This is a genomic window from Flavobacterium olei (assembly GCF_039749035.1).
Classification (GTDB): domain Bacteria; phylum Bacteroidota; class Bacteroidia; order Flavobacteriales; family Flavobacteriaceae; genus Flavobacterium; species Flavobacterium olei.
Genome location: NZ_JBDKWC010000003.1, coordinates 470,478 through 497,050, shown reverse-complemented (window position 1 = coordinate 497,050; position 26,573 = coordinate 470,478). Strand labels below are relative to the sequence as shown.

Here is a 26,573-nt window from a genome sequence, read left to right as displayed (position 1 = left end):
TGAAGTTTCTGTATATACCTGAAACTTTAAACCTGAAACAAAAAAAAATAAACACGTTCCACGTGGAACAAAAAATATAATAATTGTAATTCTGAAAATCAGCATAACGATTTCCAGAGAAAATAAAACAAAATGTTTTTAGAAGAATACGATGTAATTGTAGTGGGTGCAGGTCATGCAGGTTCTGAAGCCGCGGCAGCGGCTGCAAATTTGGGATCAAAAACTTTATTGGTAACAATGAGTTTGCAGAACATTGCGCAAATGTCTTGTAATCCTGCGATGGGTGGAATTGCAAAAGGACAGATTGTTCGTGAAATTGATGCTCTTGGAGGATATTCGGGAATTGTTTCAGATCGCACGGCAATTCAATTTAAAATGTTGAATAAGTCGAAAGGTCCTGCAATGTGGTCACCGAGAGTACAAAGTGACAGAATGCGTTTTGCAGAAGAATGGAGAATGATGCTGGAGAAAACTCCAAATCTTGATTTCTATCAGGAAATGGTTAAAGGGTTAATTATTGAGAACGGAAAAATAAAAGGAATAAGAACTTCGCTTGGTGTAGAAATCAAAGCGAAGTCTGTCGTTTTAACAAATGGTACTTTTTTGAATGGTTTGATTCATATCGGAGAAAAACAATTCGGAGGAGGTAGAGCAGGAGAAAGTGCTGCAACGGGGATTACCGAAGATTTGATTAAAGCAGGTTTCGAAGCAGGAAGAATGAAAACCGGTACGCCGCCACGTGTTGATGGACGTTCTCTGGATTATTCGAAAATGAATGAAGAAAAAGGAGATGCGAAGCCAGATAAGTTTTCTTATTCAGATATGACGACTCCTTTAACGCATCAGCGTTCTTGTTACATGACCTACACTTCTTTAGATGTGCATGATATTTTGAGAGAAGGTTTTGACCGTTCGCCAATGTTTAATGGAAGAATCAAAAGTCTAGGTCCGAGATATTGCCCTTCGATTGAAGATAAAATAAATCGTTTTGCAGATAAAGAGCGTCACCAATTATTTGTAGAGCCAGAGGGATGGAATACATGTGAAGTTTATGTAAACGGATTTTCGACATCGCTTCCTGAAGATATTCAATTTAAAGCTTTGAGTTCTGTTGCAGGATTTGAAAAAGTAAAATTCTTTCGCCCTGGTTATGCAATCGAATATGATTTTTTTCCTCCAACACAATTGAAACATACTTTGGAAACAAAGTTGGTTGAAGGTTTATATTTTGCCGGACAAATAAACGGAACAACAGGATATGAAGAAGCAGCATCACAAGGTTTGATGGCGGGAATAAATGCGCATTTAAAAGTTCATGAAAAGGCGCCTTTAATTTTGAAACGTGACGAAGCCTATATTGGAGTACTAATTGATGATCTGATCACAAAAGGAACTGAAGAGCCGTATCGTATGTTTACATCAAGAGCAGAATACAGAACATTGTTACGTCAGGATAATGCTGATTTTAGATTGACACCAATGTCGCATGAAATTGGTTTAGCATCAGAAGATCGTTTGCGAAGAATGGAACGTAAATTAAACGAATCTGAAAAGATGGTTTCATTTTTTAAAGAAACAAGTGTAAGTGTCGCAGAAACGAACCCAATTTTAGAAGCAAAAGAATCAGCCACAATTTCGCAGGGAGATAAGATGTTTAAAATTTTCTCTCGTCCTCAAATTGAATTAGAGGATATGTTGAAATTTGAAAAGGTTTCTTCTTATATCGAAGAAAATGATTTAGATGAGGAAATTGTTGAGCAAGCTGTTATTCAGGTTAAATATTCGGGATATATCGAGAAAGAAAGAAATAACGCGGATAAGCTTAATCGTTTAGAAGATGTCAAAATACCTGAAAATTTCGATTACGAGAAAATCAAATCGATGTCGATTGAAGCAAGACAGAAGTTGGGTAAGATTCGTCCGGTAACGATTTCTCAGGCTTCCAGAATAAGTGGAGTTTCACCGAGTGATATTTCAGTACTTTTGATTTATATGGGGAGATAAAAATGTTTCAAGTTTCAGGTTTAAGTTTTCATTTTTTGTTCCACGTGAAACCCTAAAATTGAAATAGAAGCTATGTTCCACGTGAAACTATTTCAATAAATATTATACAATAAAAAGATCCTAAAAGTGATATTTCATTTTTAGGATTTACTACAATAACCAATATCTATAATTATAAATGGACGTTTTAAATAAAAAACATTTTCTTACTGTTAAAGACCATTCTGTGTCAAAAGAGGTTTTCGATTTGTATTATGATGAAGAGTTAGATATGCTAATTACTTCTCCCCAACCAGAATTGAAAAGCCTTGGAAAATATTATGAAAGTGAAGATTACATTTCGCACACTGATAATAAACGTTCCTTATTTGAAAAAGCATATCATTTTGTAAAAAATATTGCGCTTCAGAATAAATTGAATCTTATTAATAAAGAACAAGTTCATAAAGGTAAAATTTTGGATATTGGAGCCGGAACGGGTGATTTTTTGCTAACAGCTAAAAATAACGGTTGGGAAACAATTGGTATAGAACCTAGTGAAAAAGCAAAAAATATTGCGAGACAAAAAGGAATCGCATTTGTAGATGAAACCGTAGTTCTAGAAAATCATTCATTTGATGTAATTACAATGTGGCACGTTTTGGAACATGTTCCGGATTTAGATGCTCAGATAAACGAATTGAAACGATTGCTAAAACCAACTGGAACATTAATTGTTGCGGTTCCAAATTTTAAATCATTTGATGCTAATCATTATGATGCATATTGGGCCGCTTATGATGTTCCCATTCACTTTTGGCATTTTTCAAAAAAATCAATAAAATTACTTTTCCAAAGAGTAGATATGGATTTAGTTAAAGTGCTTCCAATGAAATTTGATTCTTTTTACGTCAGCCTTTTATCGGAGAAATATAAGTCAGGAAAAATGAATTATTTCAAAGCTGTGTGGATCGGATTAAAATCAAATTTAAAAGCTAAGACTACCAAAGAATATTCTTCACATATTTACGTTATTAAAAATAAATAGGTTTAGAATTAAAATAAGAGTACAGTATGGGCATAAAAAAGCCTAATTAAGGATAATAGTGACTAATTATAGCTATTATTTTTATCATAAATAAAATCAATATCATAAAATTTACGCATTTTATAAAGTTTATGTCAATCCTATTGATTTTTTTATATTTTTGTCATCAATACTTAAAAAAAATAGAATTAAAAAAATGAAAAAAGCATTAGTTATTATCGCACTTTCAGTTTTTGCAGTTTCTTGTAATAAAACAGCAGAGGTAAAGGAAGTAAAAACAGCTTACGTGGATACTTCGGTTTTAATGAAAGAGTACACTGAGGCAAAAGATCTAGAGGCAAAGTATAAAGCTCAGGCAGAAGAGAAAGGAAGACAATTACAGGCTGAGATTTCACGTTTTAAACAAGATGCTGCTAATTTTCAAAGTCAGGCTCAAGCCAACGGACAAGCATGGGCACAACAACGAGGAGCAGAATTACAAAAAAGAGAGCAACAATTAGGTTATGCTCAACAGGCATTAGCGCAACAATTGCAACAAGAAAGCGGTGTTGAAATGGATTCTCTTGTTAGCGGAGTTAAGAAATTCATCAAAGAATACGGAAAGAAAAACGGTTATTCTTATATCTACGGAACTGGAGATGCTGCATCTGTCTTGTATGCTGAAGATAAATATGATATTACAAAAACTATCATTAAAGAATTAAATGATAAATATAAAGCAGAGCCAAAAACAGATGCTAAACCGGCAGCTGAAACTAAAGAAGGCGAAGCAAAAAAATAAGAACACACCAAACTAACTAAATTACTGAAAACCTAAATCCACTAAGATTTAGGTTTTTTTCTTTTTATAAAAATGCGGTAATTTTATTTTTTAATTCAGGCCAAATGCAAAACGTTTCAGAAGCTGCAGCTTACACTTTACAATTCATCAATCAAACGCAAAAGTCCATTTTCCTGACAGGAAAAGCTGGAACAGGAAAAACGACGCTTCTTCGCGAAATTATTGCGACTACGCACAAAAATACCGTGGTTGTGGCACCCACCGGAATTGCTGCTTTAAATGCTGGTGGGGTAACTATTCACTCTATGTTTCAGTTGCCTTTTTCAGCGTTTATTCCAACTTTTGAAGGAAACGCGCAATTTACCGAGACTGTAAAATTTGAAAACAAAGAATCGCTTCGCCGTCATTTTAAAATGAACAATTTAAAGCGAAATGTAATTAGAAACATGGAATTGCTCGTTATTGATGAAGTGAGTATGCTGCGTGCAGATCTTCTCGATGCGGTAGATTTTATGATGCAGTCGGTGCGAAGAAACGCGCAGCCTTTTGGAGGCGTTCAGGTTTTGTTTATTGGGGATTTATTACAATTGCCTCCTGTGATTCGCGATGAGGAATGGCGTACACTAAAAAATTATTACCGTGGAAAATTCTTTTTCCATTCTCATGTGCTGCAGCAATATCCTCCGATTTATATCGAATTATCGAAAATTTACAGGCAGACCGACGATGCCTTTATCTCTGTTTTGAATAATTTGAGAAATAATCAAATTACTCCACAAGACATAAGTGTTCTAAATCAGTATGTTAAGCCAGATTTTGACTTTAAGGAGAATAAAGGTTATATCACCCTGACCACGCATAATGCTAAAGCTGATTCCATCAATATACAGGCAATCAATGACTTAGATGGAAAGGAATATGTTTTTACCCCTTTTGTAGTTGGAGATTTTCCGGAAAAGATATTTCCCGTAGAAGAAGAATTAAAACTGAAAGTCGGTGCACAGATCATGTTTGTTAAGAATGATTTGTCTTTCGAAAAAAGATATTTCAACGGAAAAATGGGAATTGTGAAATCCCTTTCAGACGAAGAAATTTTTGTGCATTTTCCGGAGGAGAATATAACACTCGAAGTCGAAAAGTACGAATGGAAAAATATCCGCTACAAAGTCAACGAGCAGACCAAAGAAATTGAAGAGGAAATAATGGGAACTTTTGCGCATTATCCAATCAAACTTGCGTGGGCAATTACAGTTCACAAAAGTCAGGGTCTCACTTTTGACAGAGCTGCACTCGATGTATCGCAAGTTTTTCTGCCCGGGCAGGCCTATGTAGCACTTTCACGTTTGCGTTCGTTAAATGGGCTTATTTTGCTTTCTCCGATGCAGATGAATGGTATTTCGAACGATCAGGATGTGATGGATTATGCTTTGAATAAAGCGACTGAGGAAAGTCTCGAAAAGTCATTACATTTTGAAACTAAAAATTTTATTCATAACTATTTGATAAACAGTTTTAACTGGATAGAATTGGCACAGGAATGGCGAAACCATCGTTTTAGTTATAATGAAAATGCAGCCGGTTCAGAAAAATCAAAACACTCGGTTTGGGCGCACAAACGCATGGATACGTTTGAACAGCTTTTAGATCCCTCACAAAAATTCATCAATCAGCTCAATAAAATTTTTATCAAAGAAACGGTTGATTTGTTTTTTGTGAAAGAAAGGGTAGAAGCGGCTTATGATTATTTCTTTAAACCCATGGACAAACTCGTAGAGGATCTGATTTATAAAATGGCTGAAATACAGAAATTTAAGAAAGTTAAAGAATATTACGAAGAACTTACTTTCCTGGAAGATCTTCAGACGAAAGCGGTTTTACGGTTAATGAAAGCCAGATTGTTGATGGAGGTTATGGTTTCGGGAGAGGCAATCAGTAAGGAAAAGTTATCATCTCCGATTATTAAAAATTACAAAAATAATAAAGCGGAAAAGATTCGCGATGAGCTTAAAATAACAAATACAGACATTTTCCGGATAGAAGAGCCGGTCGTCCGATATAAGTCAGCCCGGGCAGAAAAAAATGAGCTTAAAACGGCTAAAAAAACGACCGTTGAAGAAACGCATGATTTATGGTTAGAAAAATATTCTGTTGAAGATATCGCGAGAATGCGTAAATTGACAGTACAAACCATCGGGACACATTTGATAAAACTGATTCAGTCCAAAAAAATAGAAATTAGCGATGTTATGCCTTATGATAAAATTTTGGCGCTGCGTGAGGCATTTCAGTTTTATCAGGAAGAATCTTTGAATGGTTTGAAGGAAAAACATGGCGACGAATTTACCTGGGACGAATTAAAAATGTTTAAGGCAAGCATTAATTAATTTGATTTAGGTCCCACGTGAAACAGTACTTCTAGTTTTTAAAAATCTAATTTATAACGCATTAAAGCATTTTTTGACATGAAAACACTTCAATCATTTTTAATGGTTTTGATTTTTAGTTCGCAAATTTCAAACGCGCAGGATCTCAAACCAGAATACCAAAAATTCGTTTCTAAATTTATTTCAGACGTAAAAAGTGGAAATAAAGAAGCAATTTCTAAACAAATTAATTATCCGCTAAAACGTGATTATCCAATTCCATCAATAAATAATAAAACCGATTTTTTAAAAAGGTATAATGAAATCTTTGATACTGTCTTAATTGGAAAAATAATAAAATCAGATCCTGTAAAAGACTGGTCAGAAATGGGCTGGCGCGGCATAATGCTAAATCAGGGTGATTTATGGATGGATACTGACGGAAAAATTACAGCCGTAAATTACCAATCTGTGGTAGAAAAAAAGAAAAAAAATTCTTTGATTGCTTCGCAGAAAAAAGCGGTAAATTCTAAAATTGCGACTTTTAAAGAACCCGTTGCTGTTTTAGAAACTTCCAAATTCAGAATCCGAATTGATGATTTGGGAAACAACAATTACCGATATGCTTCATGGTCGGTCAAAAAGAAAATGACAGAAGCTCCGGATTTAATTATCGAAAAAGGAGTTTTCACTGCTGATGGAACAGGCGGAAATCATCATTACAAATTTAAAAAAGGCAATTTCAGATACGAATGTCATTTTATCGTTTTGGGAGAAAAAGATTCTCCTCAGGCGATATTGATTATTTATCAGTCCGGTAAAGAGATACTTTCGCAAAACGCTAAAATTGTTTCACGATAAACAAAAAAAATCCGGATTCAATCGAATTCGGATTTCTTTTTTACAGCGCAGACATTGCTTTTTCCAGTTCTTTTTCCTGGGTGATTTTGGTTAATTTCAACTTTTGGATGGCAACATCATTTTCTTTTGCTTTAATTTTCTGCTTCTGAATTTCTTCGTCAGAGATTGAAGTTGTATTTATCTTGTTTTCCAATTTCTGATTGGCGATTTCCAGTTTATCGATTTTATCTTTGGTGGATTTTAAATTGCTTTCAGACTTGGTCAGGTTTTTCTTTTTTAATTCTAAATCCTTTTGCTCCTTCTTGAGCAAATCAATTTTATCATCGAGTTTTTTGTGGCTCTCTTTTAAGAATCGCTGCGTTTCAGCTTCATTTCTTTTCAATTCAATTTCTTGTGTTGCAATTGTTTGAGCCTGTTGTGCAAAAAAAGATTGCGAGTTAAGCAGTAATACCACAATCAGGGTTTTGAAAATTTTGTCCATAATATGATTTTTAAGGACGAATTTAGAGGATGAAATTTTCAGAAAGTGCCAGAGAAATTTTTAAAAGTAATAGAATAGGACAAAATTCAGAATGCTCTTATTGCTTAAACCAATAATTCCAATTTTTTTCATTTATTCCGTATTTTCCTTCCCACCAACGTAGAGGATATAGGATATCATCATTTCTAATTGGTCTACGTTTTCGTTCTAAATATGTGATATATTTTTCTGTATATCCAACATGCTCATTACTATTTAAAATTCCACATATTCCAAATATCTCTAATATGGCCTGACGTTGATATTGATTTGATTTTATACAATTTTTAATCAAATTAATTATCTTATTTGGTCTATCAGTATATTGTGCACTAGATATTTTCTCTTTTAAACAATTGAGAATCTCAAAATCTTGTCTTACTGGATTGGCATTCGGAAAATTTTTGAAATTTTCTAAATCGAATAATATGTAGTCAGCGTTATCATTGCATGAACCGTCTTGGTGTTTAAAATAATTAAATAAGTTAAAATCTATAGGGTTCTCCAATTGATATAGACGCAATCCACAAATACGACATATATTTTCGTTTGGAAAATCAGATGCAAAAAAGTCATGTTCTGGTAAAACTTTAGCAATGCAATAGCTTGATAAGAAAGAACGATATTCTAATTTTTGTGTACTCAAACTATATAAAAAACTATTTACGACACTTTTTTTATCAATTTTTCCAACAGCTTCTTTTATTCTTTTAAAAATATTATTGTGGGAAATTATTTCAAGATCAAACATCGCATTTTCAGATTTTGCAATTTCAAAATCTAAATTTGAAATGTTATTAGTGTAGGTTTCCCACCATCTGTCTGATTCTGTTTTTTGAGCATTTTTTATAGCTGAAATGAGTATTTTGAGTCCCTTTTTTTTCATACTTACTTTGATAGATTGATTAACCAAAAAAAATTAATCTAAATTATGTCAGGAAGTTTTTGCAGATATGACGAATAAGGTATTTTAAAAACAGAATAAGACAAAAAAAATCCCGTTCCGAAGAACAGGATTGTAAATTATAAGTTTTCAACCAAAATCCAGGCTTGCGGATTTTCGCCTTTCTGAATTTCTTTTTGTGCTTGTTCTGCTTCCCGCATTGTAGCGTAGCTTCCATATAAAACAGGAAACAAGCCGTGTTTGTTTTCTTTTAGCATTCTAGCTTTAAAACCATCTTTTATCAACTGCTTATAGGCTTTTTTTGCATTTTGTTCACTTCTAAACGCACCTGCCATGATATGATAGGGCATAGTTGGTTCTACTATTTCAACTTTAGCCGAATCAACAGAAAGGGTTACAGCCGGAAGCGGACTTTTAATAAAAAAAGTGGCTTCCTGAATTTTATTCTGAACCTTTTTCTGAACAGATTGCTCAACTAAAAGTGTCTGGTTTTCAATTTGATTTTGATATAAAGGATAACCAATGCTTCCTGTAATTCCAAGTCCTAAAACCAAAATTGCTGCGTATCTCAGGAACGAATTGGAAGATTTTGCTTCTTCTTCATTTTCATGCAATAAAACAGTTTCTTTTTCTTTTGATGCAATTTCTTCGATTTTTTTCTCGAAGATTTCTTTTTTCACCATTGGAGACACAAACGGACTTAATCCAAAAGAAGTTGCAAGATAATTGGTCTGGTCGTTGGGTGTAAAAACGATATTACTTTCAGAATTTAAACGCAGTTCACCGATGTTTTTTAAAGATACAAAGCCATTTTCTTCCAGCGTTTTTTGCCAGTTCAGTACCTCAAAAGCAATTGCACTTACAGCAAAACCATAAGATGTTTTCTCTGCCTGCGCAATATGATTTGCCAACAAACCGTCGTTGTTTTTAATACGGCTGTTAAAAGAAATAGTTTTCTTTGGAGGAAAAAACGAATTAGTGCTTTCATTTAGGTGGGCCGAATAAGTTTCGGTTAAAAATGCACCAAATCCGGGAACCGTTACACACTGATAACGATACAATAACTGTGAAATATGTACTTCGATTTTCATAGTAACAAAGTTAGACAACGCATATAGTTATCAAAATTTTATTCACAATTTTTATTAACAATTCGAGAATATTTTTAGACAACTCAGATTCAATTAATTAATTAAGGAAATGGTTATGCATAAGTCTAATTCAAAATTAAATCTGGTTAATTTATTAAGAAATTACTTTGTTTTATTGATATTTGTGACTTCAAAAAATAAAAATAGATTTTCTATTTTACATAATGTTTATGATGACAGATCAGGAATTGTTTAGTCTGCTGGCCTTGCTTAAGGTTGATGGAATAGGAGATATAATGGGAAAAAAATTGCTGAACAGTTTCGGTAAGGCCTCTGAAATTTTTAAAGCCAAAAGTACGCAGTTGGCTGCTGTTGATGGAATTGGAGCTGTCTTATTAAAAAATTTAAAAGACAAAAGCATTTTTGAAAAAGCAGAAAAGGAACTTCAGTTTATTAAACGTAATAATATTCAGGTTTCTTTTTTTCAGGATGAAACATATCCCACACGTCTCAAGCATTGTATTGACTCGCCAATTTTAATTTTTACTGCGGGAAATATTGACTTAAACAACAAAAAAATAATCAGCATTGTGGGCACCAGGCAAATCACTGCTTACGGAATCGACTTCTGTAGAAAATTGATAGAAGAACTGGCGCCGCTAAATCCGATTATCGTGAGCGGATTTGCCTACGGTGTTGATATTGTCGCACACCAGGCCGCTATGGATCATGGCTTGCAGACAATTGGAGTTTTGGCTCATGGTTTAAATCAGATTTATCCAAGAACGCACAAAAAATATATGGCGAAAATGGAGGAAAATGGTGGATTTATTACCGAGTTCTGGAGCGATTCTAATCCCGATAAGGAAAAATTTGTACGCAGAAATCGGATTGTTGCCGGAATGACCGAAGCTACTATTGTGATTGAATCTGCAGATAAAGGCGGTTCCTTAATTACTGCGAATATGGCAAACGATTATAATCGCGATGTGTTTGCCGTTCCCGGAAGAGTTATGGACAAGTACAGTCAGGGTTGTAATAATCTGATTAAAACCCAGAAAGCCAATTTACTGACCAGTGCCGCAGATTTGGTTTATATCCTAAATTGGGACATTAAGCAAAAAGGGCAAAATATTCAAAAACAGTTATTTGTAGAATTAGATTTGGATGAGCAAAAAATATACGATTACCTCTTAAAAAATGGCAAAGAATTGCTGGACACGATTGCATATGATTGTGATTTTCCCATATTTAAAATGTCTGGAATTCTGATTAATATGGAATTAAAAGGTGTAGTAAGACCTCTTCCCGGAAAACTTTTTGAAGCCATTTAAAATGGAAATTATATATCATTTTCTTCTGAAGTGCTTGAATAGTCTGAATAAAATATAAATAAGCAAAAGCCCAAAGAATATATTCAGAATCTGAAATAAATAAGGCGGTATATCGTAATCTTCAATGTATTTATTCATCTTTTTGTTTTTTAAGTGGTTAATATACTTGAAGTTACTAAATTATAATTTAAATCTAAAAAGAAAGCTGACTTTTATTAGTCAGCTTTTCAAATCTAAATATTTCATTTATTGATTATTCTCATTGTAACTCCAAAATGCTTCTTCAGCACCCGCGCCATCTAAAAGACAAAAAGCAGCGTAAGATATATTAACTAACCAATCATCAAGTTTTAATGTTTGTTCTTTGGAAATCAATTTATTACTCTGTAACATTCCTTCAGGATGAATAGCCCACATTCTACCGAGATGGCAGATTCCCATTATGGCACTTATGATTCTTTTATCTATAAATTCTTTTTCCATTTCTGGTGCAAGGACTTGTAAAGCCTTCATAATTAAGTGATAGTTTTCTTCACGCAATTTTCCTTGAAATGGCCGAAGATGACCTAGAAAACCATTTTGCCACCTTTCATGTTCAAAGTTTTCATGACTTCCGCTTTGATACATCAATTCTTCAATCGCATCTTCGATTGTCATCATCCAAAAGCTATTTTTATTTTCCAAATCCCAGAACTTCTCTCACTTTTGCTAAAACACCATCAGCGATAACAGAAGCTTTTACTGCACCTATTTTTAACAGAGCGTCTACTTCATCCAGGTTATTCATATAATAGTTGTATTTTTCTCTTTCGGTTTTAAATTTTTCTGTAATCAATTCAAACAAAGCTTGTTTCGCGTGGCCGTAACCGTAATTTCCGCCCAGATAATTTGCTCTCATTTGTTCCGTTTGTTCTTGATTTGCTAATAAAGCATAGATCGCGAAAGCGTTACAGGTATCAGGATTTTTAGGATCTTCAAGCGGAGTGCTGTCTGTTTCTATACTCATTACTTGTTTACGTAATGTCTTGTCATCCAGGAAAATGTTGATAATATTATTGGCAGATTTACTCATTTTACCGCCATTTGTTCCCGGAATCAGCATAATGTGTTCCTCGATTTTAGCTTCCGGAAGTACAAAGGTTTCACCCATTTGATGATTGAAACGCGCAGCAACATCACGTGTAATTTCTAAATGCTGCAACTGATCTTTTCCAACCGGTACAAATTCTGCATCATACAATAAAATATCGGCAGCCATTAACATTGGATACGTAAAAAGTCCGGCGTTTACGTCGTCTAAACGATCTGCTTTATCTTTGAAAGAATGTGCCAGAGTCAATCTCTGAAATGGAAAAAAACAGCTTAAATACCAGGTTAATTCAGTAGTTTGAACCACATCCGATTGTCTGTAAAAAGTAACTTTTTCAGGATTCAATCCGCACGCAAGCCAAGCGGCTGCAGTGCTGTATGTGTTTTCTCTTAACGTTTTTCCGTCTTTAATCTGAGTAATCGAATGTAAATCAGCAATAAATAAATAAGATTCGTTTGCTGGATTATTCGATAATTCAATCGCCGGAATAATTGCTCCTAATAAATTTCCTAAATGAGGTGTTCCTGTACTCTGAACACCGGTAAGTATTTTTGCCATTATTTTTATTTCTTAATCGCAAATGTCGGAATGTTTTTTTTAACCGCAAAGCTCGCAAAGATTTATACGCGATTCATACAGGGATTTTTACTATAAATGTTGTTTATACCAAAGGGAGTAAGGAGTTTTTTCGGTAGAGTTAAATTCTTTATGATTTTCCTGGAGTCTGAATTGAATTTATTAGATTATTTAGGACTAAACCTTTTTGGAGAACAACTTCATTATCACAACGAATAAAATTATTTGGATAGAATTCATTTCTCTTTCTTACATTTGAATCTATGAAAATATTGAAAATTGCTTTTTGGATTCTTTGGCGCATTTGGTTTTACGTTTTAATGGCGATTCCGATCTTAATTATGTTGCCGTTTTTACTCGTTTCTATTATCTCCGAGAAGGGATATCCTTATTTTTTTAAAATGGCCCGTATCTGGGCTAAAATTATCCTTTTCGGAATGGGTTTTTACTACACTGTAAAACGCGAACAAAAACTCATTAAGGGTAAAAGTTATATGATTGTGGCCAATCATACTTCTATGACCGATATTATGCTGATGCTGGTACTTATAAAAAATCCTTTTGTTTTTGTGGGGAAAAAAGAACTGGTGAAGATTCCGCTTTTCGGATTTTTTTATAAAAGAACTTGTATACTGGTTGACAGAAATTCGTCAAAAAGTAAAAATGAGGTTTTCAAAAGAGCTCAGGACCGTCTAAATCAGGGTTTAAGTATTTGCATTTTCCCGGAAGGAGGCGTTCCGGATGATGAAAGTATTTTGCTGGATGAGTTTAAAGACGGTGCTTTCAGACTGGCTATTGAACATCAGATTCCGATTGTGCCAGTTGTTTTTGCTGATAATAAAGAACGATTTTCTTATACTTTTTTAAGCGGCAGCCCCGGAAAAATGCGGGCCCGAATTCTGCCTTTTATAGAAACTGCAGGTTTCACATCAGAGAACAGAAAAGAGTTGAGAGATAAAGTCAGAACTTTGATTTATAACGTTTTGATTGAATTTAGTACTAAGAAATAATACTATAATAAATTTAAAAGCGGGCTGATTTTTCTAAAATCAGCCCGCTTTTGCTTTGAATTAAAAACCCCCAATTTTTATTTAAAAGTTATTATCTGTGAATTATCTTCTCTGAAATAAAACGCAATGCTTTTTTAAATTTCAATTTGGTCTTTCTTCGGTTTTTATTGTACAACAATTCCATTTTTTCTTTCATGATTAAAAATATTAATAGCTGATAATAAAGAGTTTAAATAATAACTCAAGTTAATGTCACATTATTATAGATGAAGAAAAATTAAAAAGGTTGCGCAGATTAAGAAAAAAAATTTGATAAAAATCCGTCAGTGTACTAACTAACGGATTTTTTGATCAAATAACCAACCAATATAAATTCTAAAAAAACTGCAAATTGATATATGGCAGTACCAATTACAAACTGCTTTTTTTATAAGATGATGTATTTTAAAAAAGGTTGCGTCTTATTTCATTATTTATTTTCAGGATAAAAAAAAAGCCGAAAGATTCTTAGATCTTTCGGCTTTTGCGAGTCTGCTGGCAGACTTATTTTTATGCATTTGCCAATTCTTTGATATGCTCTTTAATTTTAACTTCCAGTTCATCAGCAAGTTCCGGATTGTCTTTAATTAAAGTTTTAACAGCGTCACGTCCTTGTCCTAATTTTGTATCGCCGTAGCTAAACCAGGATCCTGCTTTTTTTACAATGTCAAATTCAACCGCTAAATCTAAGATCTCTCCTGTTTTAGAAACTCCTTCTCCGTACATAATGTCAAATTCGGCAGTTTTAAATGGTGGAGCAACTTTGTTCTTAACGATTTTAACTTTCGTTCTGTTTCCGATTACGTTTTCACCGTCTTTAATCTGAGATGAACGACGAATATCTAAACGTACAGAAGCGTAAAATTTAAGTGCATTACCTCCGGTTGTAGTTTCGGGATTTCCGAACATTACACCGATTTTTTCACGAAGCTGGTTAATAAAGAAAACAGTACAATTTGTTTTACTGATAGTTCCTGTAAGTTTTCTTAGTGCCTGAGACATTAAACGAGCATGAAGACCCATTTTAGAATCTCCCATTTCCCCTTCAATCTCACTTTTTGGAGTTAAAGCCGCAACAGAGTCAATTACAACAATGTCAATAGCCCCTGAACGAATTAGGTTCTCAGCAATTTCCAAGGCTTGTTCTCCGTTGTCTGGCTGAGAAATAATCAGATTTTCGATATCTACATTTAATTTTTCTGCATAGTTTCTGTCAAATGCGTGCTCTGCATCGATAAAAGCGGCAATTCCTCCCGCTTTTTGAGCTTCTGCAATTGCATGCAGGGTCAAAGTAGTCTTTCCTGAAGATTCCGGACCATATATTTCAATGATTCTTCCTTTTGGATACCCATTAACTCCAAGAGCTAAATCTACTCCAAGAGAACCAGAAGAAATAGTTTCTACTTCTACAATGGCTTTATCGCCCATTTTCATTACGGTTCCCTTCCCGTAAGTTTTATCTAATTTGTCAAGCGTAAGTTGTAGCGCTTTTAATTTTGCATCTTTTTCTGAACTCATCTTTTCTTTTTCTTTTTCTTTCATGTAAAATTTTATAATTTTTTCATTCTCAAAACAAATCAGAAATTTTAATATCTTCTTGATTTAGATTTGTATCAGGCTTGTAATAATGCAAAACTACTTCTTTTTTTTGAAGTTTAGTTCTATCCGGTTGTTACAAATTGTCACAAATTGTACTACAAAAATAACGCCTTTAATTCTGTAGCATCTGAAGGTTTTATTTTTCCGGCAAGCAATAAACTCAGCTGTTTACGGCGCAGCGCAGCGTCAAATCGCTGTATTTCCAAGTCAGTTTCCGGTACAATTGGAGGGACTTCTACCGGTCTTCCTGTATCATCAACGGCTACAAAAGTATAAATCGCCTCGTTGGCTTTGGTTCGGTTTCCCGATTCGCGGTCTTCTACCCACACATCAATAAAGACTTCCATTGAACTTTTGAATGATCTTGAAACTTTTGCTTCTACCGTTACAACGCTTCCCAGAGAAATGGCTCTGTTAAAAGCAACATGATTTACAGAAGCTGTTACTACAATTCGGCGGGAATGTCTGCGGGCGGCGATACTTGCTGCACGGTCCATTCGGGCTAATAGTTCGCCTCCGAAAAGATTGTTTAAAGGATTTGTTTCGCTCGGTAAAACTAAGTCGGTTAAAATGGTAAGGGATTCTGATGGATGTTTTGGATTCATTTTTTTGAATAATAAATTTATTTTTGCCACAGCATAAACGGATCAGGATCTGTGAATTTGTGGCTATTTTTTTAAAACAGTGTCGCTTTTAATTCAGCCAGTAAACAGCCATTACAGCTGGTATAAAATAGATGACAATGGTTCTGGCACCATCGTAATCTTTTGCAAGTCTTTGTCCGAAAAGCATCATTAACAAACAGATGCAGGAAAAGACAGCACCGTAAAATCCAAATTCTCTTCCGTTGTTGGTGAGTAATTGAATGCCGCCAACGATACATAAAATTCCGGGAATCAATTCCAAAATCAACAAATGTAAAAGAGCCAGCGGAACCTGATTTTTCAATGGTGTCTTAGCGAAGTGTTCTTTAAGCCACGAGACATTATCTTTCCAGTAAAATATTTTTTCGTAACCTGACTGTAAGAATGTTAAAGCTAAAAATGCCAGAAGCAGTATTGAGGCAACATTATTCATTTTAAAACTATTTTTTATGAATTAAACGCGTTAGTTTGATAGATAAATCGGTCAGAATTATTTTTGCATTTCCGTTTCTTTCGATATGATAGAGAGCATCTGAAAGTTCTTTAAATATTTCGTGAATATTATTTCCGTTGACAAACGGAGCAAAATTTTCCAATTTAAATTTATCCACTTTTGGTTCGATGTATACCAAAGCAGGTGCCTGATAATTGAGCATTAAAGCTTGTCGGAACATTTCGATACAATAATGAATGAATTTTTTTTGACTTTCGCGCCCCAGCGCAGCAATTTGTTCGCTCCAGGAAATCAGATCCTGAATCGCGGCGGCGTTTCCTTTTGCTCTAAAGGCGGCGCGGACCCAATTTACAAACCATTGCTCAAAAGGCAATTCATCATCATCTTCTTTTAATAAATGCAATGCTTTACTAAAATTGCCCTGTGCCTGATGCGCGATTTTTTTGGCTAAGTTAGGGTCTATATTTTCCTGAGCCACCAAGGCTTCTGCGATAATTTTTTCCGGAAGTCCGTTAAAGTGAATTACCTGACATCTCGAACGGATGGTTTGTATAATATCTTCTTCATTTTCAGAAATCAGAATAAACATCGTTTTGTCTGATGGTTCTTCTAAAAGTTTTAAAAGCTTGTTGGAAGCAGCAATATTCATTTTATCGGCCATCCAGATTATCATGATTTTATAACCGCCTTCATACGATTTCAGCGCAAGCGATTTTAAAACTTCCTGTGCATCTTCAACACGAATTTCTCCCTGTTTATTCTGCACGCCGAGAATTTTATACCAGTCAAATAAACCTCCGTAAGGCATTTCCTGAATAAAACCGCGCCAATCCTGAATAAAATCTAAACTTTTGGGTTTTGTTTTTACATCTTCGGTGGTTACAGTGGGATAAATAAAATGCAGATCGGGATGAGAAAGATTGTCAAACTTAAGATTGCAGGAATCGTTTCCGTTTGAATTTTCTTCGCCGGTGTTACTGCATAAAATGTACTGTGCGTAGGCAATGGCGGTAATTAATGTCCCGCTTCCTTCGGGACCGACAAATAATTGTGCATGAGGAATTCTACCAGAAGCAGCACTTTTTATCAAGTGGCTTTTGATGTAATCTTGACCTAAAATTTGAGAAAATTGCATGGAACAAAGATAGTAGAAAATGACAGAGTCAGAAATTTTCAGGATAAGATTATTTATGAGCAATAATTTAAAAAAGCGAAATTATTTTTTGAAATTTCTGGATGGATTTTGACACAACTTTGTTAATAAATCACTCAAGCTGAGCAGATATGAAGATTTTTTTGTTAATATTTTTTTTCTAAAAACGACAAACGTAAGGTTTTTTTGATTATTTAAGAGAGTAAATTTTCAAATATCATAGCGAATCTCTTACATATAGCGGGTTTCGGTTTTTAACAAAAAGCGCGTTAAAACGCACATTTTCTCGACATAAAGCGATTTTTTAAGTTTTTTTTAAGATTTTTTTTTGAAAAAAAAATTCATTCCAGTTGTAATTTAAGTTAAATTATATATTTTTGTTTTTCAACAACCAATTATAAATAAGAATCTATGAAAGGGAAAATTATTTTATTTAGTGCTTTTTTAATGTTAACTACAGCGGCTGTAACAGCACAGGCCAAAAACGCACCAAGAAGTATTATTAGTACAACTGCGCTTATCCGTAAATACCATGATCAAAAAGAATTAAGTGGTATGCAAAAAGGAGAGCTTTTGGAATTATACATTGAGCGTATTAAAGTTTTAGTAAAAACTCTCCCTTACATTGCTTTGGTTACTAAACCAGGTGTAACTATGGCCGACTTAGGTATTCCGGACGATAGTGAGCACAAAAAAGTATTGGATGCTCAGGCAGTTGGTACAACAACATTTTTGGATACCACTGTAGAGTTTCAAAGAAAAATGATGCCTTACTCTGATAAAGGAAATCTAATTGCCGCAATCTTATTCTACGAAAGTACATTGAAATCATTACACGAGTTCAACGATTTGAACGAAATGTAATAAAAGCTTATATTTTTTAAAACCTTTTTTACAGTGTTTGCGTAAATGATTTAAATTTATTTGTACACTATGAAAAACAAAATAAAAAATAACTCACTCCCGGGCTGTCCGCATAAATTTCGGAATGCCCGTGAGGAGTTTTTTCATTTACGCATACCCAAATTTATTATTAACAGTAATACCCCCTTATCATGAAAAAAATTACTCAATTAATCTGCGTTCTTTTGACAGTTACGAGTATGAGTGCTCAACAAGAGAAAGGAATTATGGGCTACACGAATTGGTTAAACAACTGGACCGAGTTTAAGCCTAACAAAGTTGACTATGGAGAAGCAAACCAAATTTTAGCAGGAAATATTTCTGTTAATACTAAATTGCTGAAAAGAAATATTTACGTTTTGCAAGGAAACGTATATGTTACAAATAATGCTGTTTTAACTATTGAACCGGGAACTGTTATTATTGGTGATTTCGAAACAAAAGGAACATTGGTAGTTACAAAAGGTGCGCAACTAGTTGCAGACGGTTTAGAAACAGATCCAATTGTATTTACTTCAAACAGAAGCATGAAAAAAGCTGGTGATTGGGGTGGAATTGTAATCCTTGGAGATGCTCCAATTAATAAATTTGGAAATGTAGGTTCTTATAACCTTGATCTTGATCCAACTCTTACTACTTACGGAGGAGACAACGTTGCCTCAAATTCCGGAATCTTAAGATTCGTAAGAATTGAATTTGCTGGTAAAAAAGTAAAAGGAGTGGATACTTTTAATGGTTTAACTCTTGCTGCTGTTGGAAACAAAACAATTCTTGAAAACATTATGGTAAGTTATGCCGGCGGAGATTCTTTCGGAATCTTAGGTGGTGACTTAAATGCTACAAAATTTGTTTCTTACAAATCTGTTAATGATGACTTTAAATTCACACAAGGAGTACAATGTCGTTTCTTTAACTCTTTAGCAGTTAGATCTTCTTATTTCTCAAGTACCAAAGACGGATCTCGTTGTATGGAGGTTAAATCTTTTGAGAAGAAAAGTGAAACAGATTTCACTAAAAAACAAACTTTAGTTGTTGCAAGTAATATCACAATGGTTAATGACAGCGAAAACATTAAAGCAGACATTCAGGCTGGTCTTGTAAAAGAAGCAGTATATGTAGCTGAAAATGCTTCTCTTGAGATGAAAAGAAGTGTAATCTCCGGATTTAACCCTGCAGTATTATTAGACAGCAAAACTGAAATCAATGATGCCAACCTTAAAAAAATCAAATTTGAGGAAATGTACTTCAACTTATGTAACGGAAATATCTTTACAGAGTACAATTCTAATAACGAAGATTTAGAGAGCTGGTATGGAAACAGTGTTTTCTTTAATGTTTACTCACAAAGTGACAACAAAGAAACATTTATTGATATGTTCAATCCTAAAAAACCAGACTTCAGACTACAATTAGGAAAAATCACGGCTTCAAGCGGTAACAGATAAATAGTTTCGATTTTTATTTCCCACGCGTAAATTTTATTAATTAAGTCCCCAGACACAATTTATGTATCGTCTCTTAGGGCTCAAATAAAGATCAAAACATAATGGTATCTACGAAAAAATATTTTTTATATATAATATTTTTGGTTTCGCCTATATCGTTAACTCTATATGCACAGAATACAGCAGATAAACCTACACAGGCTGCTGATTCTGGTTGCACATTAACTTTAGGTAATGTAAACCAAATTAATAATAACGCTGTTGTTACAAACAGCAATTCAGACAAATTTAATCAGTTTATAGTAGGGATGTCCAACCCCAAGGACAGCCTTACTATAGCAGCTGAGCCAAATAGTGTATCTGGCGATTGTCAGGAGAATTCAACGATTACTTCAACTTCAATTCTTGCAAAAGATATAATTGAAAATTACAAGTATGATTTCTCTGAAACATTCATTGATATTTTGTTTTTTGAGCGTATAGATCTAGCAAGAACTCGCACTATATGATTCGAAAAATTACTTTATCTTTTACTAAATTCTTATTTTTATTTGGCATATTCTTGTTTGCTGAAGCGAAAATGCATGCCCAAACTATTGTGCCTCAGCAATTAGATGGTTTGGAGAAACTGTGCGCAGGTAATTCTTTTAATGAATTTTTTGCAACATTTAGCTATGTAAATTTCCCGGCAGGCACGACATTCGCTGTAGAACTTGTAGATACAGCCAATAATCCTATAGCTACAACATTATTACAGACAACTGATTTATCGGTAACGCAAAAAACTATAAAATTTGCAGTACCGGTAAATCTTGTTGGTTCTGATACTTACGGTTTAAGAATCAAAACCTCAACAGGTTATACCAGTGTGAGGTACAAAAATTCTTTAGGTAACACTTCTTTCCCTGCTTATTTTAAAGATTATGAATCATCATTTTCAATTAATAACAAGGAAACCAGTGCTATTATTTGTTCTGGCGGTACTATAACCCTTTCAATAGATGCCAATGCAACATCTCCATTAAATATCGAAAAATTAAAATACAAATGGTTTAAAGATGGTGCCGCTATCGCAGGACAAAGTGGTAAAACGTTAACCGTAAATGCAACGGGTGATTATTATGTTACTATTGATTATGGAGAATGTACAGATCCAAACTTTAGTTCTAATCATATTGCCGTAGGAAGTTCGTCTTCAGGAGCAGGAGTAACAATTAATTCCAGTCTTGGAAATCCTTTTTGCGGCAGCGGAACGGGAACGGTGTTAACAGCAACTTCAGGAAATAGTTATGTATGGAAAAAAGACGGAACAGTACTTTCAGGCGTAACTACCCGTACTTATTCTACAAATGAATCCGGATTATATACAGTAGAAGTTGATTTTGGTGGTTGTAAAGCTACAGGTTCTATTAATCTTCAAAGTAATGGATTTGAAGCAAGTATCGATGCTCAAGACGGTTACAAAATCAGCGAAGGTGAATCAGTAACTGTAACGGTTACAACCGATGCAACAAGTCCTAAATTCGAGTGGTATCTGAATAATAATCTAATTACAGGAGAAACAGGTAATACATATACGCTCTCAGTAAAGGGTAATTATAAAGTAATAATTTCCCAGGCTTCTGGGTGTACGGCAAAAAGAGAATTTTCATTTCGTATAAATGGTGATTCAGGACCTTCCAGTGTTATTCCAAATATCATAAAATTAAACGGAATGAATCCGTACTGGAATATTCCGGATGAATACAAAAATGCAAATACACAAGTCATCATTATTAGTTCAAACGGAGATAAGGTGCTTGACGTATTTAATTACCAAGGCGACTGGCCTCAAAACAGTATAGATTTTAAAAATGTAAATCCAGTATATTACTATGTCATCAAAGGCGATGCAGGTGAAAAAAAAGGATCAATAACTGTGATAAAATAATATGAAGAAAATTTTACTATTCGTCACTTTATTTTGCGGTTTTTCAATAGTACTCTATTCCCAGGAAGCTTCTGAGAATGGAGTTGTTTCGTTTTCATTACCGATCAGAAATTCTCTGAAATTTAACAGATATTTAATTAACCCGACGTTCAGTTTTGTTCGGGAAGCAAATCCATATATCAGTTTTTATAACAAAAGACAATGGACACAATTTGAAGACGCTCCAAACACTTATATTTTTGGTTATTCGGGACGTTTCAAAGAAAATGAAGCTTTTGCTTTCAGTTTGTTTCAACAGAATTATGGTTTAATGACAGTGTTTGGCGGAGTAGGAAACTTTGCCCACAATATTGTTTTAGATCAGGAAAGTAATTTAACTTTTGGTTTAAACGCCGGTTTTTACCAAAGCGGATTAAACACAGGAAAAATTGTATCTGACGATTCAGATATTTTAACAGGAGATTTTCCGAAAAGTACCTTGCTTACGATAAATCCGGGGATTAATTACGGTACAGCATTTTTAGATTTCGGTTTATCGATCAACAACTTAGTACTTTATAACTTAGGTTCAGGAATGGTTCAGGAAGATCCGGAAAGAGCTATTGAGTTACACGCCATGTACACAGGTTACATTGACAGTTTCGGTTTCTTTGACAGAAGCAGATTTTCCGGAATTGTAAAAACAGAAATTAAAAAAGACAAAACAGTTATTTCCGGACTTGGAATGCTTACTCTTCAACAAGGAATTTGGGCACAGGCTGGATATAACACATTATACGGAGTTTCGGCAGGACTTGGGGTTAATATTTCTCCGAGCATTGCTATTGAATACAATTATGAAAGAGGAATGGGCAATTTCTCCAATTTAGGAGGATCACATGAATTTGCTATTGCCTACAGATTTAAAAACAGAAATTACTATTACGCAGATGAAGACGAAGGTTCTCTTATAGATCCTGCAAAACCAAAAGCCGTAATTGCAAAACCAAAAACTACAGCTCAGGTTACAAGAGTAGATGGTGCTGAAAAAGCAAGGCTGGCCGCAGATGCAAAAGCAGTTGCAGATGCTGAAGCTAAAAAAGCAAGACTTGCTGCTGCAGAAAAAGTGAAGGCTGATGCCGAAGCTGCAGCGAGAGCAAAACTGGAAGCAGACAATAAAGCTAAAGCAGACGCTGAAGCTATCAAAATAAAATTAGCAGCAGATGCAAAAGCCAAAGCCGATGCAGCTGCCGCAGCAAGAACGCAAACTGCAACGGCAAACAGAGCAGTGGCAGCAACACAAAAGACACAAGCGCAATTAGCGGCAGACAAAGCAAGAGCTGATGCAGAAGAGCGCAGAATAAAATTAGCAGCAGACAATAAAGCAAGAGTAGATGCTGCAGCTGCAGCAAGAGCTCAGGCCGTAGCAAACAAACCGGGAGCTACTGCTGCACAAAAAACACAAGCTCAGCTAGCTGCGGATAAAGCAAAAGCCGATGCAGAAGCTATGAAATTAAAATTAGCAGCCGATGCAAAAGCAAAAGCCGATGCAGAAAATACTGCTAAAGCAAAAGCAGACGCAGCAAAAGCGGCTCCGGCTCCACAAAAAACACCGGCTCAGTTAGCAGCTGATAAAGCTAAAGCTGATGCCGAAGCGATGAAATTAAAATTAGCAGCAGATGCAAAAGCGAAGGCAGATGCAGAAACAGCAGCTAAAGCCAAAGCAGAAGCTGCAAAAACAGCTCCGGCTCCACAAAAAACAGCTGCTCAGTTAGCTGCCGATAAAGCAAGAGCAGATGCAGAAGCAGCGAGACAGGCAAGATTGGCTGCTGCAGAAAAAGCGAAAGCAGATGCAGAAACAGCAAGATTAAAACTGATTGCAGATAATAAAGCAAAAGCCGATGCTGCCGAGGCAAAACGTAAAGCAGATGCAAAAGCAAAAGCAGAAGCGGCAGACATGCAGTCGATCTTAGCTGCAGATGCAAAAGCAAAAGCAGACTCAGATGCGCTGCAGGCAAGATTGGCCGCAGAAGCTAAAGCGAAAGCTGCGGCAGAAGCTAAGACTAAAACTTCTATTGATGCAGCCAACAAAGCGAAACTAGCGGCCGATGCAAAAGCAAAAGCGGCAGAAGAAGCTGCTCTTAAAGAGAGATTAGCTGCCGAAGCGAAAGCAAAAGCAGATGAAGAAGCAAGACAGGCTCTGATAGCCGCCGAAGCGAAAGCAAAAGCAGATGCAGAAGCCTTGAAAATAAGACAAGCTGAAGAAGCACGTCAGGCACAATTAAATGCCGAAGCAAAAGCCAAAGCAGACGCTGAAGCACTGCAGGCAAAACTGGTTGCTGATGCAAAAGCGAAAGCCGATGCAGAAGCTGCTGCAAAAGCAAAATTAGAAGCAGATGCGAAAGCGAAAGCAGATGCTGAAGCAGAAAGAATAAGATTAGCAGAAGAAGCAAAAGTAAAAGCCGATGCAGAAGCAGAACAAGCAAGACTTGCTGCAGACGCAAAAGCAAAAGCAGATATGGAAGCTTTACAAGCTAAGTTAATTGCTGATGCCAGAGTAAAAGCAGATGCAGAAGCTACAGCTAAAGCGAAAGCAGAAGCTGAAGCGAAAAAATTACAGGAAGCAGAAGATGCACGTCAGGCGAAGTTAGCGGCAGATGCAAAAGCGAAAGCCGATGCAGAAGCTTTACAAGCAAAACAAGCAGCAGATGCAAAAGCCAAAGCAGACGCTGAGGCTTTACAAGCGAAGTTAGCGGCAGATGCCAAAGCGAAAGCCGATGCAGAAGCTTTACAGGCAAAACAAGCTGCTGATGAAAAAGCAAGAGTTGAAGAGGAGGCTCGTCAGGCGAAATTAGCTGCCGATGCAAAAGCCAAAGCAGACGCTGAAGCTTTGCAAGCAAAATTAGCAGCAGACGCCAAAGCGAAAGCCGATGCAGAAGCTTTACAAGCAAAACAAGCGGCTGATGAGAAAGCAAGAGTTGAAGAGGAGGCTCGTCAGGCGAAATTAGCTGCCGATGCAAAAGCCAAAGCAGACGCTGAGGCTTTACAAGCAAAATTAGCTGCCGATGCAAAAGCCAAAGCAGACGCTGAAGCTTTACAAGCAAAATTAGCGGCTGACGCCAAAGCGAAAGCCGATGCAGAGGCTTTACAAGCGAAACAAGCGGCTGACGAAAAAGCAAGAGTTGAAGAAGAGGCTCGTCAGGTGAAATTAGCAGCCGATGCAAAAGCGAAAGCAGATGCAGAAGCTCTGGAAGCTAAACTCGCTGCAGATGCAAAAGCAAAAGCAGATATGGTGGCTTTACAAGCACAATTATTAGCAGATGCAAAAGTAAAAGCAGATGCAGAAGCTACTGCTAAAGCAAAAGCAGATGCAGAAGCTAAAAAATTACAGGAAGAAGAAAATGCACGTCAGGCTAAATTAGCAGCTGATGCTAAAACAAAAGCAGATGCAGATGCCTTAATAGCCAAACAGGCCAACGAAGAAAAAGCAAGATTAGCAGCTGAAGCCAAAGCCAAAACAGACGCAGAAGCACTTGCTGCTAAACAGGCGAATGAGGAAAAAGCGAGATTAGCTGAAGAAGCACGTCAGGCGAAATTAGCAGCCGATGCAAAAGCGAAAGCCGATGCTGAAGCAGAAAAAGCAAGATTATCAGCAGAAGCTAAAACCAAAGCAGATGCAGAAGCACTTGCGGCTAAACAAGCTATTGAAGAAAAAGCAAGATTGGCTGAAGAAGCACGTCAGGCTAAGCTGGCGGCAGATGCCAAAGCAAAAGCCGACGCAGAAGCAGAAAAAGCAAGATTAGCTTCTGATGCAAAAGCCAAAGCCGATGCTGAAGCTTTAAAAATACAACAAGCAGCAGAAGAGAAATCCAGAGCTGAGGAAGAAGCCCGTCAGGCTAAACTGGCAGCCGATGCAAAAGCCAAAGCAGATGCTGAAGCACTTGCTGCAAGACTGGCAGCCGAAGCCGCAAATAAAGATGCAACTGCAAAAGCAATGGATGAGTTAACAAAATCTATTGCAAATGTTGGTAAAACCCAAATCGAGTTATTGAAGCAATTTAGCGCGACTGTTGCTAATAAGCAGAAAGATTTAGATGATTTGAAAGAAGAGAATGATTTAAGTGAAAAAGGAATTTACAAAGAGCCAAAACCATTCAAAAGTGTAGCGGCAGAAAATAGTCAGATTGAAGCTTTAAAATTACAGATTGCTGAGGCAAATACCAGCATGAAAAATGAGATTGCGAAGCTGTCAGATTTATATAATGAAAGGCTTAAAAAATTCCCTAAAAATGATCCTTTAAACAAGGCATATTTAGATAAAATCAATGAGTTAAAAGCGACTCAGTTGAAAATGGAACAAGACAGCGCCGCTTTATTAGCCAATTTAGAGCGTATTAAAACCGAGACTGAGATTGAGCGTAAACGTAGAATCAAACGTGCGGCTTATGAAAATGATCAGGGAAGATATGCACAGGACGTTGCCGCTCTTAAACGTATTAAAGAAACAACGAAATTAAGCAGTACACCGCTAAAAGCAAGTGATTTTGATTTTGGGGAAGATCAGTCTAATATGCAGATTATTAAGAATATTAAAAATTCTGACAGTGGTTACTATATGATTATTGCAGTACACAACAGTGTTGAGAAACGTGACGAATTCTTAACTAAAGCGGTTGCTGCAGGACGTTCAGATGTTAATTTCTTTTACAATGTGACAACAAGTAAATATTATATCTATTACGAGAAGTTTGAAGGTTTACAAGAGGCAACAAAAGCATTAGAAGCTAAGGGAAGTAAACCGTATAACGGAAAAATGGCTATCGTAAAAGTCGAAAATTAATAAAGATACCAGTCTCTCTTAAAAGC

21 protein-coding genes are annotated in these 26,573 nt (G+C 35.6%); 12 read left to right on the top strand and 9 right to left on the bottom strand.

Annotated elements, in window-relative coordinates; genetic code table 11:
* Positions 1–132: 132 nt before the first annotated feature.
* The 5 genes from mnmG (at position 133) to ABEB31_RS09800 (ending at position 7,036) form a co-directional block, all read left to right on the top strand.
* Positions 133–2,004 (top strand): tRNA uridine-5-carboxymethylaminomethyl(34) synthesis enzyme MnmG, encoded by a 1,872-nt coding sequence (mnmG, locus tag ABEB31_RS09820; RefSeq protein WP_347051382.1) that lies wholly within the window; start codon positions 133–135, stop codon positions 2,002–2,004.
* A 178-nt stretch (positions 2,005–2,182) separates the two neighbouring features.
* Positions 2,183–3,031 carry a class I SAM-dependent methyltransferase gene (locus ABEB31_RS09815; RefSeq protein WP_347051380.1) on the top strand — a complete coding sequence of 283 codons (849 nt, stop codon included), beginning with the start codon at positions 2,183–2,185 and terminating at the stop codon, positions 3,029–3,031.
* A gap of 196 nt (positions 3,032–3,227) precedes the next feature.
* Positions 3,228–3,812, top strand: coding sequence for an OmpH/Skp family outer membrane protein (locus tag ABEB31_RS09810; RefSeq protein ID WP_347051378.1), 585 nt, complete (start codon positions 3,228–3,230; stop codon positions 3,810–3,812).
* Between the two features lie 104 nt (positions 3,813–3,916).
* Positions 3,917–6,196: a helix-turn-helix domain-containing protein gene (locus ABEB31_RS09805; protein ID WP_347051376.1), complete on the top strand. Its 2,280-nt coding sequence runs from the start codon at positions 3,917–3,919 to the stop codon at positions 6,194–6,196.
* 78 nt (positions 6,197–6,274) lie between these two features.
* Positions 6,275–7,036, top strand: coding sequence for a hypothetical protein (locus ABEB31_RS09800; RefSeq protein ID WP_347051375.1), 762 nt, complete (start codon positions 6,275–6,277; stop codon positions 7,034–7,036).
* 40 nt (positions 7,037–7,076) lie between these two features.
* Here ABEB31_RS09800 and ABEB31_RS09795 read toward each other — a convergent pair whose 3' ends face one another.
* The 3 genes from ABEB31_RS09795 to ABEB31_RS09785 form a co-directional block, all read right to left on the bottom strand.
* Positions 7,077–7,517, bottom strand: a complete 441-nt coding sequence (locus ABEB31_RS09795) for a hypothetical protein (protein WP_347051373.1) — start codon at positions 7,515–7,517, stop codon at positions 7,077–7,079.
* 97 nt (positions 7,518–7,614) lie between these two features.
* Positions 7,615–8,442 carry a hypothetical protein gene (locus ABEB31_RS09790; RefSeq protein ID WP_347051372.1) on the bottom strand — a complete coding sequence of 276 codons (828 nt, stop codon included), beginning with the start codon at positions 8,440–8,442 and terminating at the stop codon, positions 7,615–7,617.
* 137 nt (positions 8,443–8,579) lie between these two features.
* Entirely contained in the window at positions 8,580–9,551 is a 972-nt protein-coding gene (locus tag ABEB31_RS09785; RefSeq protein ID WP_347051370.1) for an HU domain-containing protein, read from the bottom strand.
* A 233-nt stretch (positions 9,552–9,784) separates the two neighbouring features.
* Here ABEB31_RS09785 and dprA point away from each other — a divergent pair, with 233 nt between their 5' ends.
* Positions 9,785–10,885, top strand: coding sequence for a DNA-processing protein DprA (gene dprA / locus ABEB31_RS09780; RefSeq protein ID WP_347051671.1), 1,101 nt, complete (start codon positions 9,785–9,787; stop codon positions 10,883–10,885).
* A 246-nt stretch (positions 10,886–11,131) separates the two neighbouring features.
* On the opposite strand, the gene ABEB31_RS09775 is transcribed toward dprA, so the two are convergent.
* Together ABEB31_RS09775 and trpS are read right to left on the bottom strand one after the other, a co-directional pair.
* The gene (locus ABEB31_RS09775) at positions 11,132–11,545 is read right to left on the bottom strand and encodes a hypothetical protein (protein ID WP_347051368.1); all 414 of its coding nucleotides are present in this window, start codon (positions 11,543–11,545) and stop codon (positions 11,132–11,134) included.
* A gap of 13 nt (positions 11,546–11,558) precedes the next feature.
* Positions 11,559–12,533: a tryptophan--tRNA ligase gene (gene trpS, locus ABEB31_RS09770; protein WP_347051366.1), complete on the bottom strand. Its 975-nt coding sequence runs from the start codon at positions 12,531–12,533 to the stop codon at positions 11,559–11,561.
* Between the two features lie 281 nt (positions 12,534–12,814).
* Between trpS and ABEB31_RS09765 the strand changes: the two genes are divergently transcribed.
* Positions 12,815–13,561: a lysophospholipid acyltransferase family protein gene (locus ABEB31_RS09765; protein WP_347051364.1), complete on the top strand. Its 747-nt coding sequence runs from the start codon at positions 12,815–12,817 to the stop codon at positions 13,559–13,561.
* 549 nt (positions 13,562–14,110) lie between these two features.
* Here the strand turns inward: ABEB31_RS09765 and recA are convergent.
* From recA to ABEB31_RS09745, 4 genes are all read right to left on the bottom strand, one after another.
* A complete protein-coding gene (recA, locus tag ABEB31_RS09760; RefSeq protein ID WP_347051670.1) occupies positions 14,111–15,118 on the bottom strand; it encodes a recombinase RecA in 1,008 nt (335 codons plus the stop codon).
* A 176-nt stretch (positions 15,119–15,294) separates the two neighbouring features.
* Positions 15,295–15,804: an acyl-CoA thioesterase gene (locus tag ABEB31_RS09755; protein WP_347051363.1), complete on the bottom strand. Its 510-nt coding sequence runs from the start codon at positions 15,802–15,804 to the stop codon at positions 15,295–15,297.
* 88 nt (positions 15,805–15,892) lie between these two features.
* Positions 15,893–16,276, bottom strand: coding sequence for a DoxX family protein (locus tag ABEB31_RS09750; protein WP_347051361.1), 384 nt, complete (start codon positions 16,274–16,276; stop codon positions 15,893–15,895).
* Between the two features lie 7 nt (positions 16,277–16,283).
* Positions 16,284–17,432 (bottom strand): DNA polymerase III subunit, encoded by a 1,149-nt coding sequence (locus ABEB31_RS09745; protein ID WP_347051359.1) that lies wholly within the window; start codon positions 17,430–17,432, stop codon positions 16,284–16,286.
* Between the two features lie 429 nt (positions 17,433–17,861).
* Here ABEB31_RS09745 and ABEB31_RS09740 point away from each other — a divergent pair, with 429 nt between their 5' ends.
* From ABEB31_RS09740 to ABEB31_RS09720, 5 genes are all read left to right on the top strand, one after another.
* Positions 17,862–18,314, top strand: a complete 453-nt coding sequence (locus ABEB31_RS09740; RefSeq protein ID WP_347051357.1) for a hypothetical protein — start codon at positions 17,862–17,864, stop codon at positions 18,312–18,314.
* A gap of 191 nt (positions 18,315–18,505) precedes the next feature.
* The gene (locus ABEB31_RS09735; RefSeq protein WP_347051356.1) at positions 18,506–19,798 is read left to right on the top strand and encodes a hypothetical protein; all 1,293 of its coding nucleotides are present in this window, start codon (positions 18,506–18,508) and stop codon (positions 19,796–19,798) included.
* Between the two features lie 101 nt (positions 19,799–19,899).
* A complete protein-coding gene (locus ABEB31_RS09730) occupies positions 19,900–20,307 on the top strand; it encodes a hypothetical protein (protein ID WP_347051354.1) in 408 nt (135 codons plus the stop codon).
* Positions 20,304–21,728 carry a gliding motility protein SprC gene (gene sprC / locus ABEB31_RS09725; protein WP_347051352.1) on the top strand — a complete coding sequence of 475 codons (1,425 nt, stop codon included), beginning with the start codon at positions 20,304–20,306 and terminating at the stop codon, positions 21,726–21,728. Before ABEB31_RS09730 ends, sprC begins: the two co-directional genes overlap by 4 nt.
* A 1-nt stretch (position 21,729) precedes the next feature.
* Positions 21,730–26,547, top strand: a complete 4,818-nt coding sequence (locus ABEB31_RS09720; protein ID WP_347051351.1) for a PorP/SprF family type IX secretion system membrane protein — start codon at positions 21,730–21,732, stop codon at positions 26,545–26,547.
* Positions 26,548–26,573 lie beyond the last annotated feature (26 nt).

Excerpts from the sequence above, each read along its gene's own strand:
- ABEB31_RS09795 (WP_347051373.1), bottom strand. The coding sequence starts at position 7,517 with ATGGACAAAATTTTCAAAACCCTGATTGTGGTATTACTGCTTAACTCG.
- ABEB31_RS09730 (WP_347051354.1), top strand. The coding sequence starts at position 19,900 with ATGGTATCTACGAAAAAATATTTTTTATATATAATATTTTTGGTTTCG.
- ABEB31_RS09785 (WP_347051370.1), bottom strand. The coding sequence starts at position 9,551 with ATGAAAATCGAAGTACATATTTCACAGTTATTGTATCGTTATCAGTGT.
- ABEB31_RS09805 (WP_347051376.1), top strand. The coding sequence starts at position 3,917 with ATGCAAAACGTTTCAGAAGCTGCAGCTTACACTTTACAATTCATCAAT.
- ABEB31_RS09815 (WP_347051380.1), top strand. The coding sequence starts at position 2,183 with ATGGACGTTTTAAATAAAAAACATTTTCTTACTGTTAAAGACCATTCT.
- sprC (WP_347051352.1), top strand. The coding sequence starts at position 20,304 with ATGATTCGAAAAATTACTTTATCTTTTACTAAATTCTTATTTTTATTT.
- ABEB31_RS09790 (WP_347051372.1), bottom strand. The coding sequence starts at position 8,442 with ATGAAAAAAAAGGGACTCAAAATACTCATTTCAGCTATAAAAAATGCT.
- ABEB31_RS09740 (WP_347051357.1), top strand. The coding sequence starts at position 17,862 with ATGAAAGGGAAAATTATTTTATTTAGTGCTTTTTTAATGTTAACTACA.
- ABEB31_RS09800 (WP_347051375.1), top strand. The coding sequence starts at position 6,275 with ATGAAAACACTTCAATCATTTTTAATGGTTTTGATTTTTAGTTCGCAA.
- ABEB31_RS09810 (WP_347051378.1), top strand. The coding sequence starts at position 3,228 with ATGAAAAAAGCATTAGTTATTATCGCACTTTCAGTTTTTGCAGTTTCT.
- recA (WP_347051670.1), bottom strand. The coding sequence starts at position 15,118 with ATGAGTTCAGAAAAAGATGCAAAATTAAAAGCGCTACAACTTACGCTT.
- ABEB31_RS09755 (WP_347051363.1), bottom strand. The coding sequence starts at position 15,804 with ATGAATCCAAAACATCCATCAGAATCCCTTACCATTTTAACCGACTTA.
- ABEB31_RS09765 (WP_347051364.1), top strand. The coding sequence starts at position 12,815 with ATGAAAATATTGAAAATTGCTTTTTGGATTCTTTGGCGCATTTGGTTT.
- ABEB31_RS09720 (WP_347051351.1), top strand. The coding sequence starts at position 21,730 with ATGAAGAAAATTTTACTATTCGTCACTTTATTTTGCGGTTTTTCAATA.
- mnmG (WP_347051382.1), top strand. The coding sequence starts at position 133 with ATGTTTTTAGAAGAATACGATGTAATTGTAGTGGGTGCAGGTCATGCA.
- ABEB31_RS09735 (WP_347051356.1), top strand. The coding sequence starts at position 18,506 with ATGAAAAAAATTACTCAATTAATCTGCGTTCTTTTGACAGTTACGAGT.
- ABEB31_RS09750 (WP_347051361.1), bottom strand. The coding sequence starts at position 16,276 with ATGAATAATGTTGCCTCAATACTGCTTCTGGCATTTTTAGCTTTAACA.
- dprA (WP_347051671.1), top strand. The coding sequence starts at position 9,785 with ATGACAGATCAGGAATTGTTTAGTCTGCTGGCCTTGCTTAAGGTTGAT.
- ABEB31_RS09775 (WP_347051368.1), bottom strand. The coding sequence starts at position 11,545 with ATGATGACAATCGAAGATGCGATTGAAGAATTGATGTATCAAAGCGGA.
- trpS (WP_347051366.1), bottom strand. The coding sequence starts at position 12,533 with ATGGCAAAAATACTTACCGGTGTTCAGAGTACAGGAACACCTCATTTA.
- ABEB31_RS09745 (WP_347051359.1), bottom strand. The coding sequence starts at position 17,432 with ATGCAATTTTCTCAAATTTTAGGTCAAGATTACATCAAAAGCCACTTG.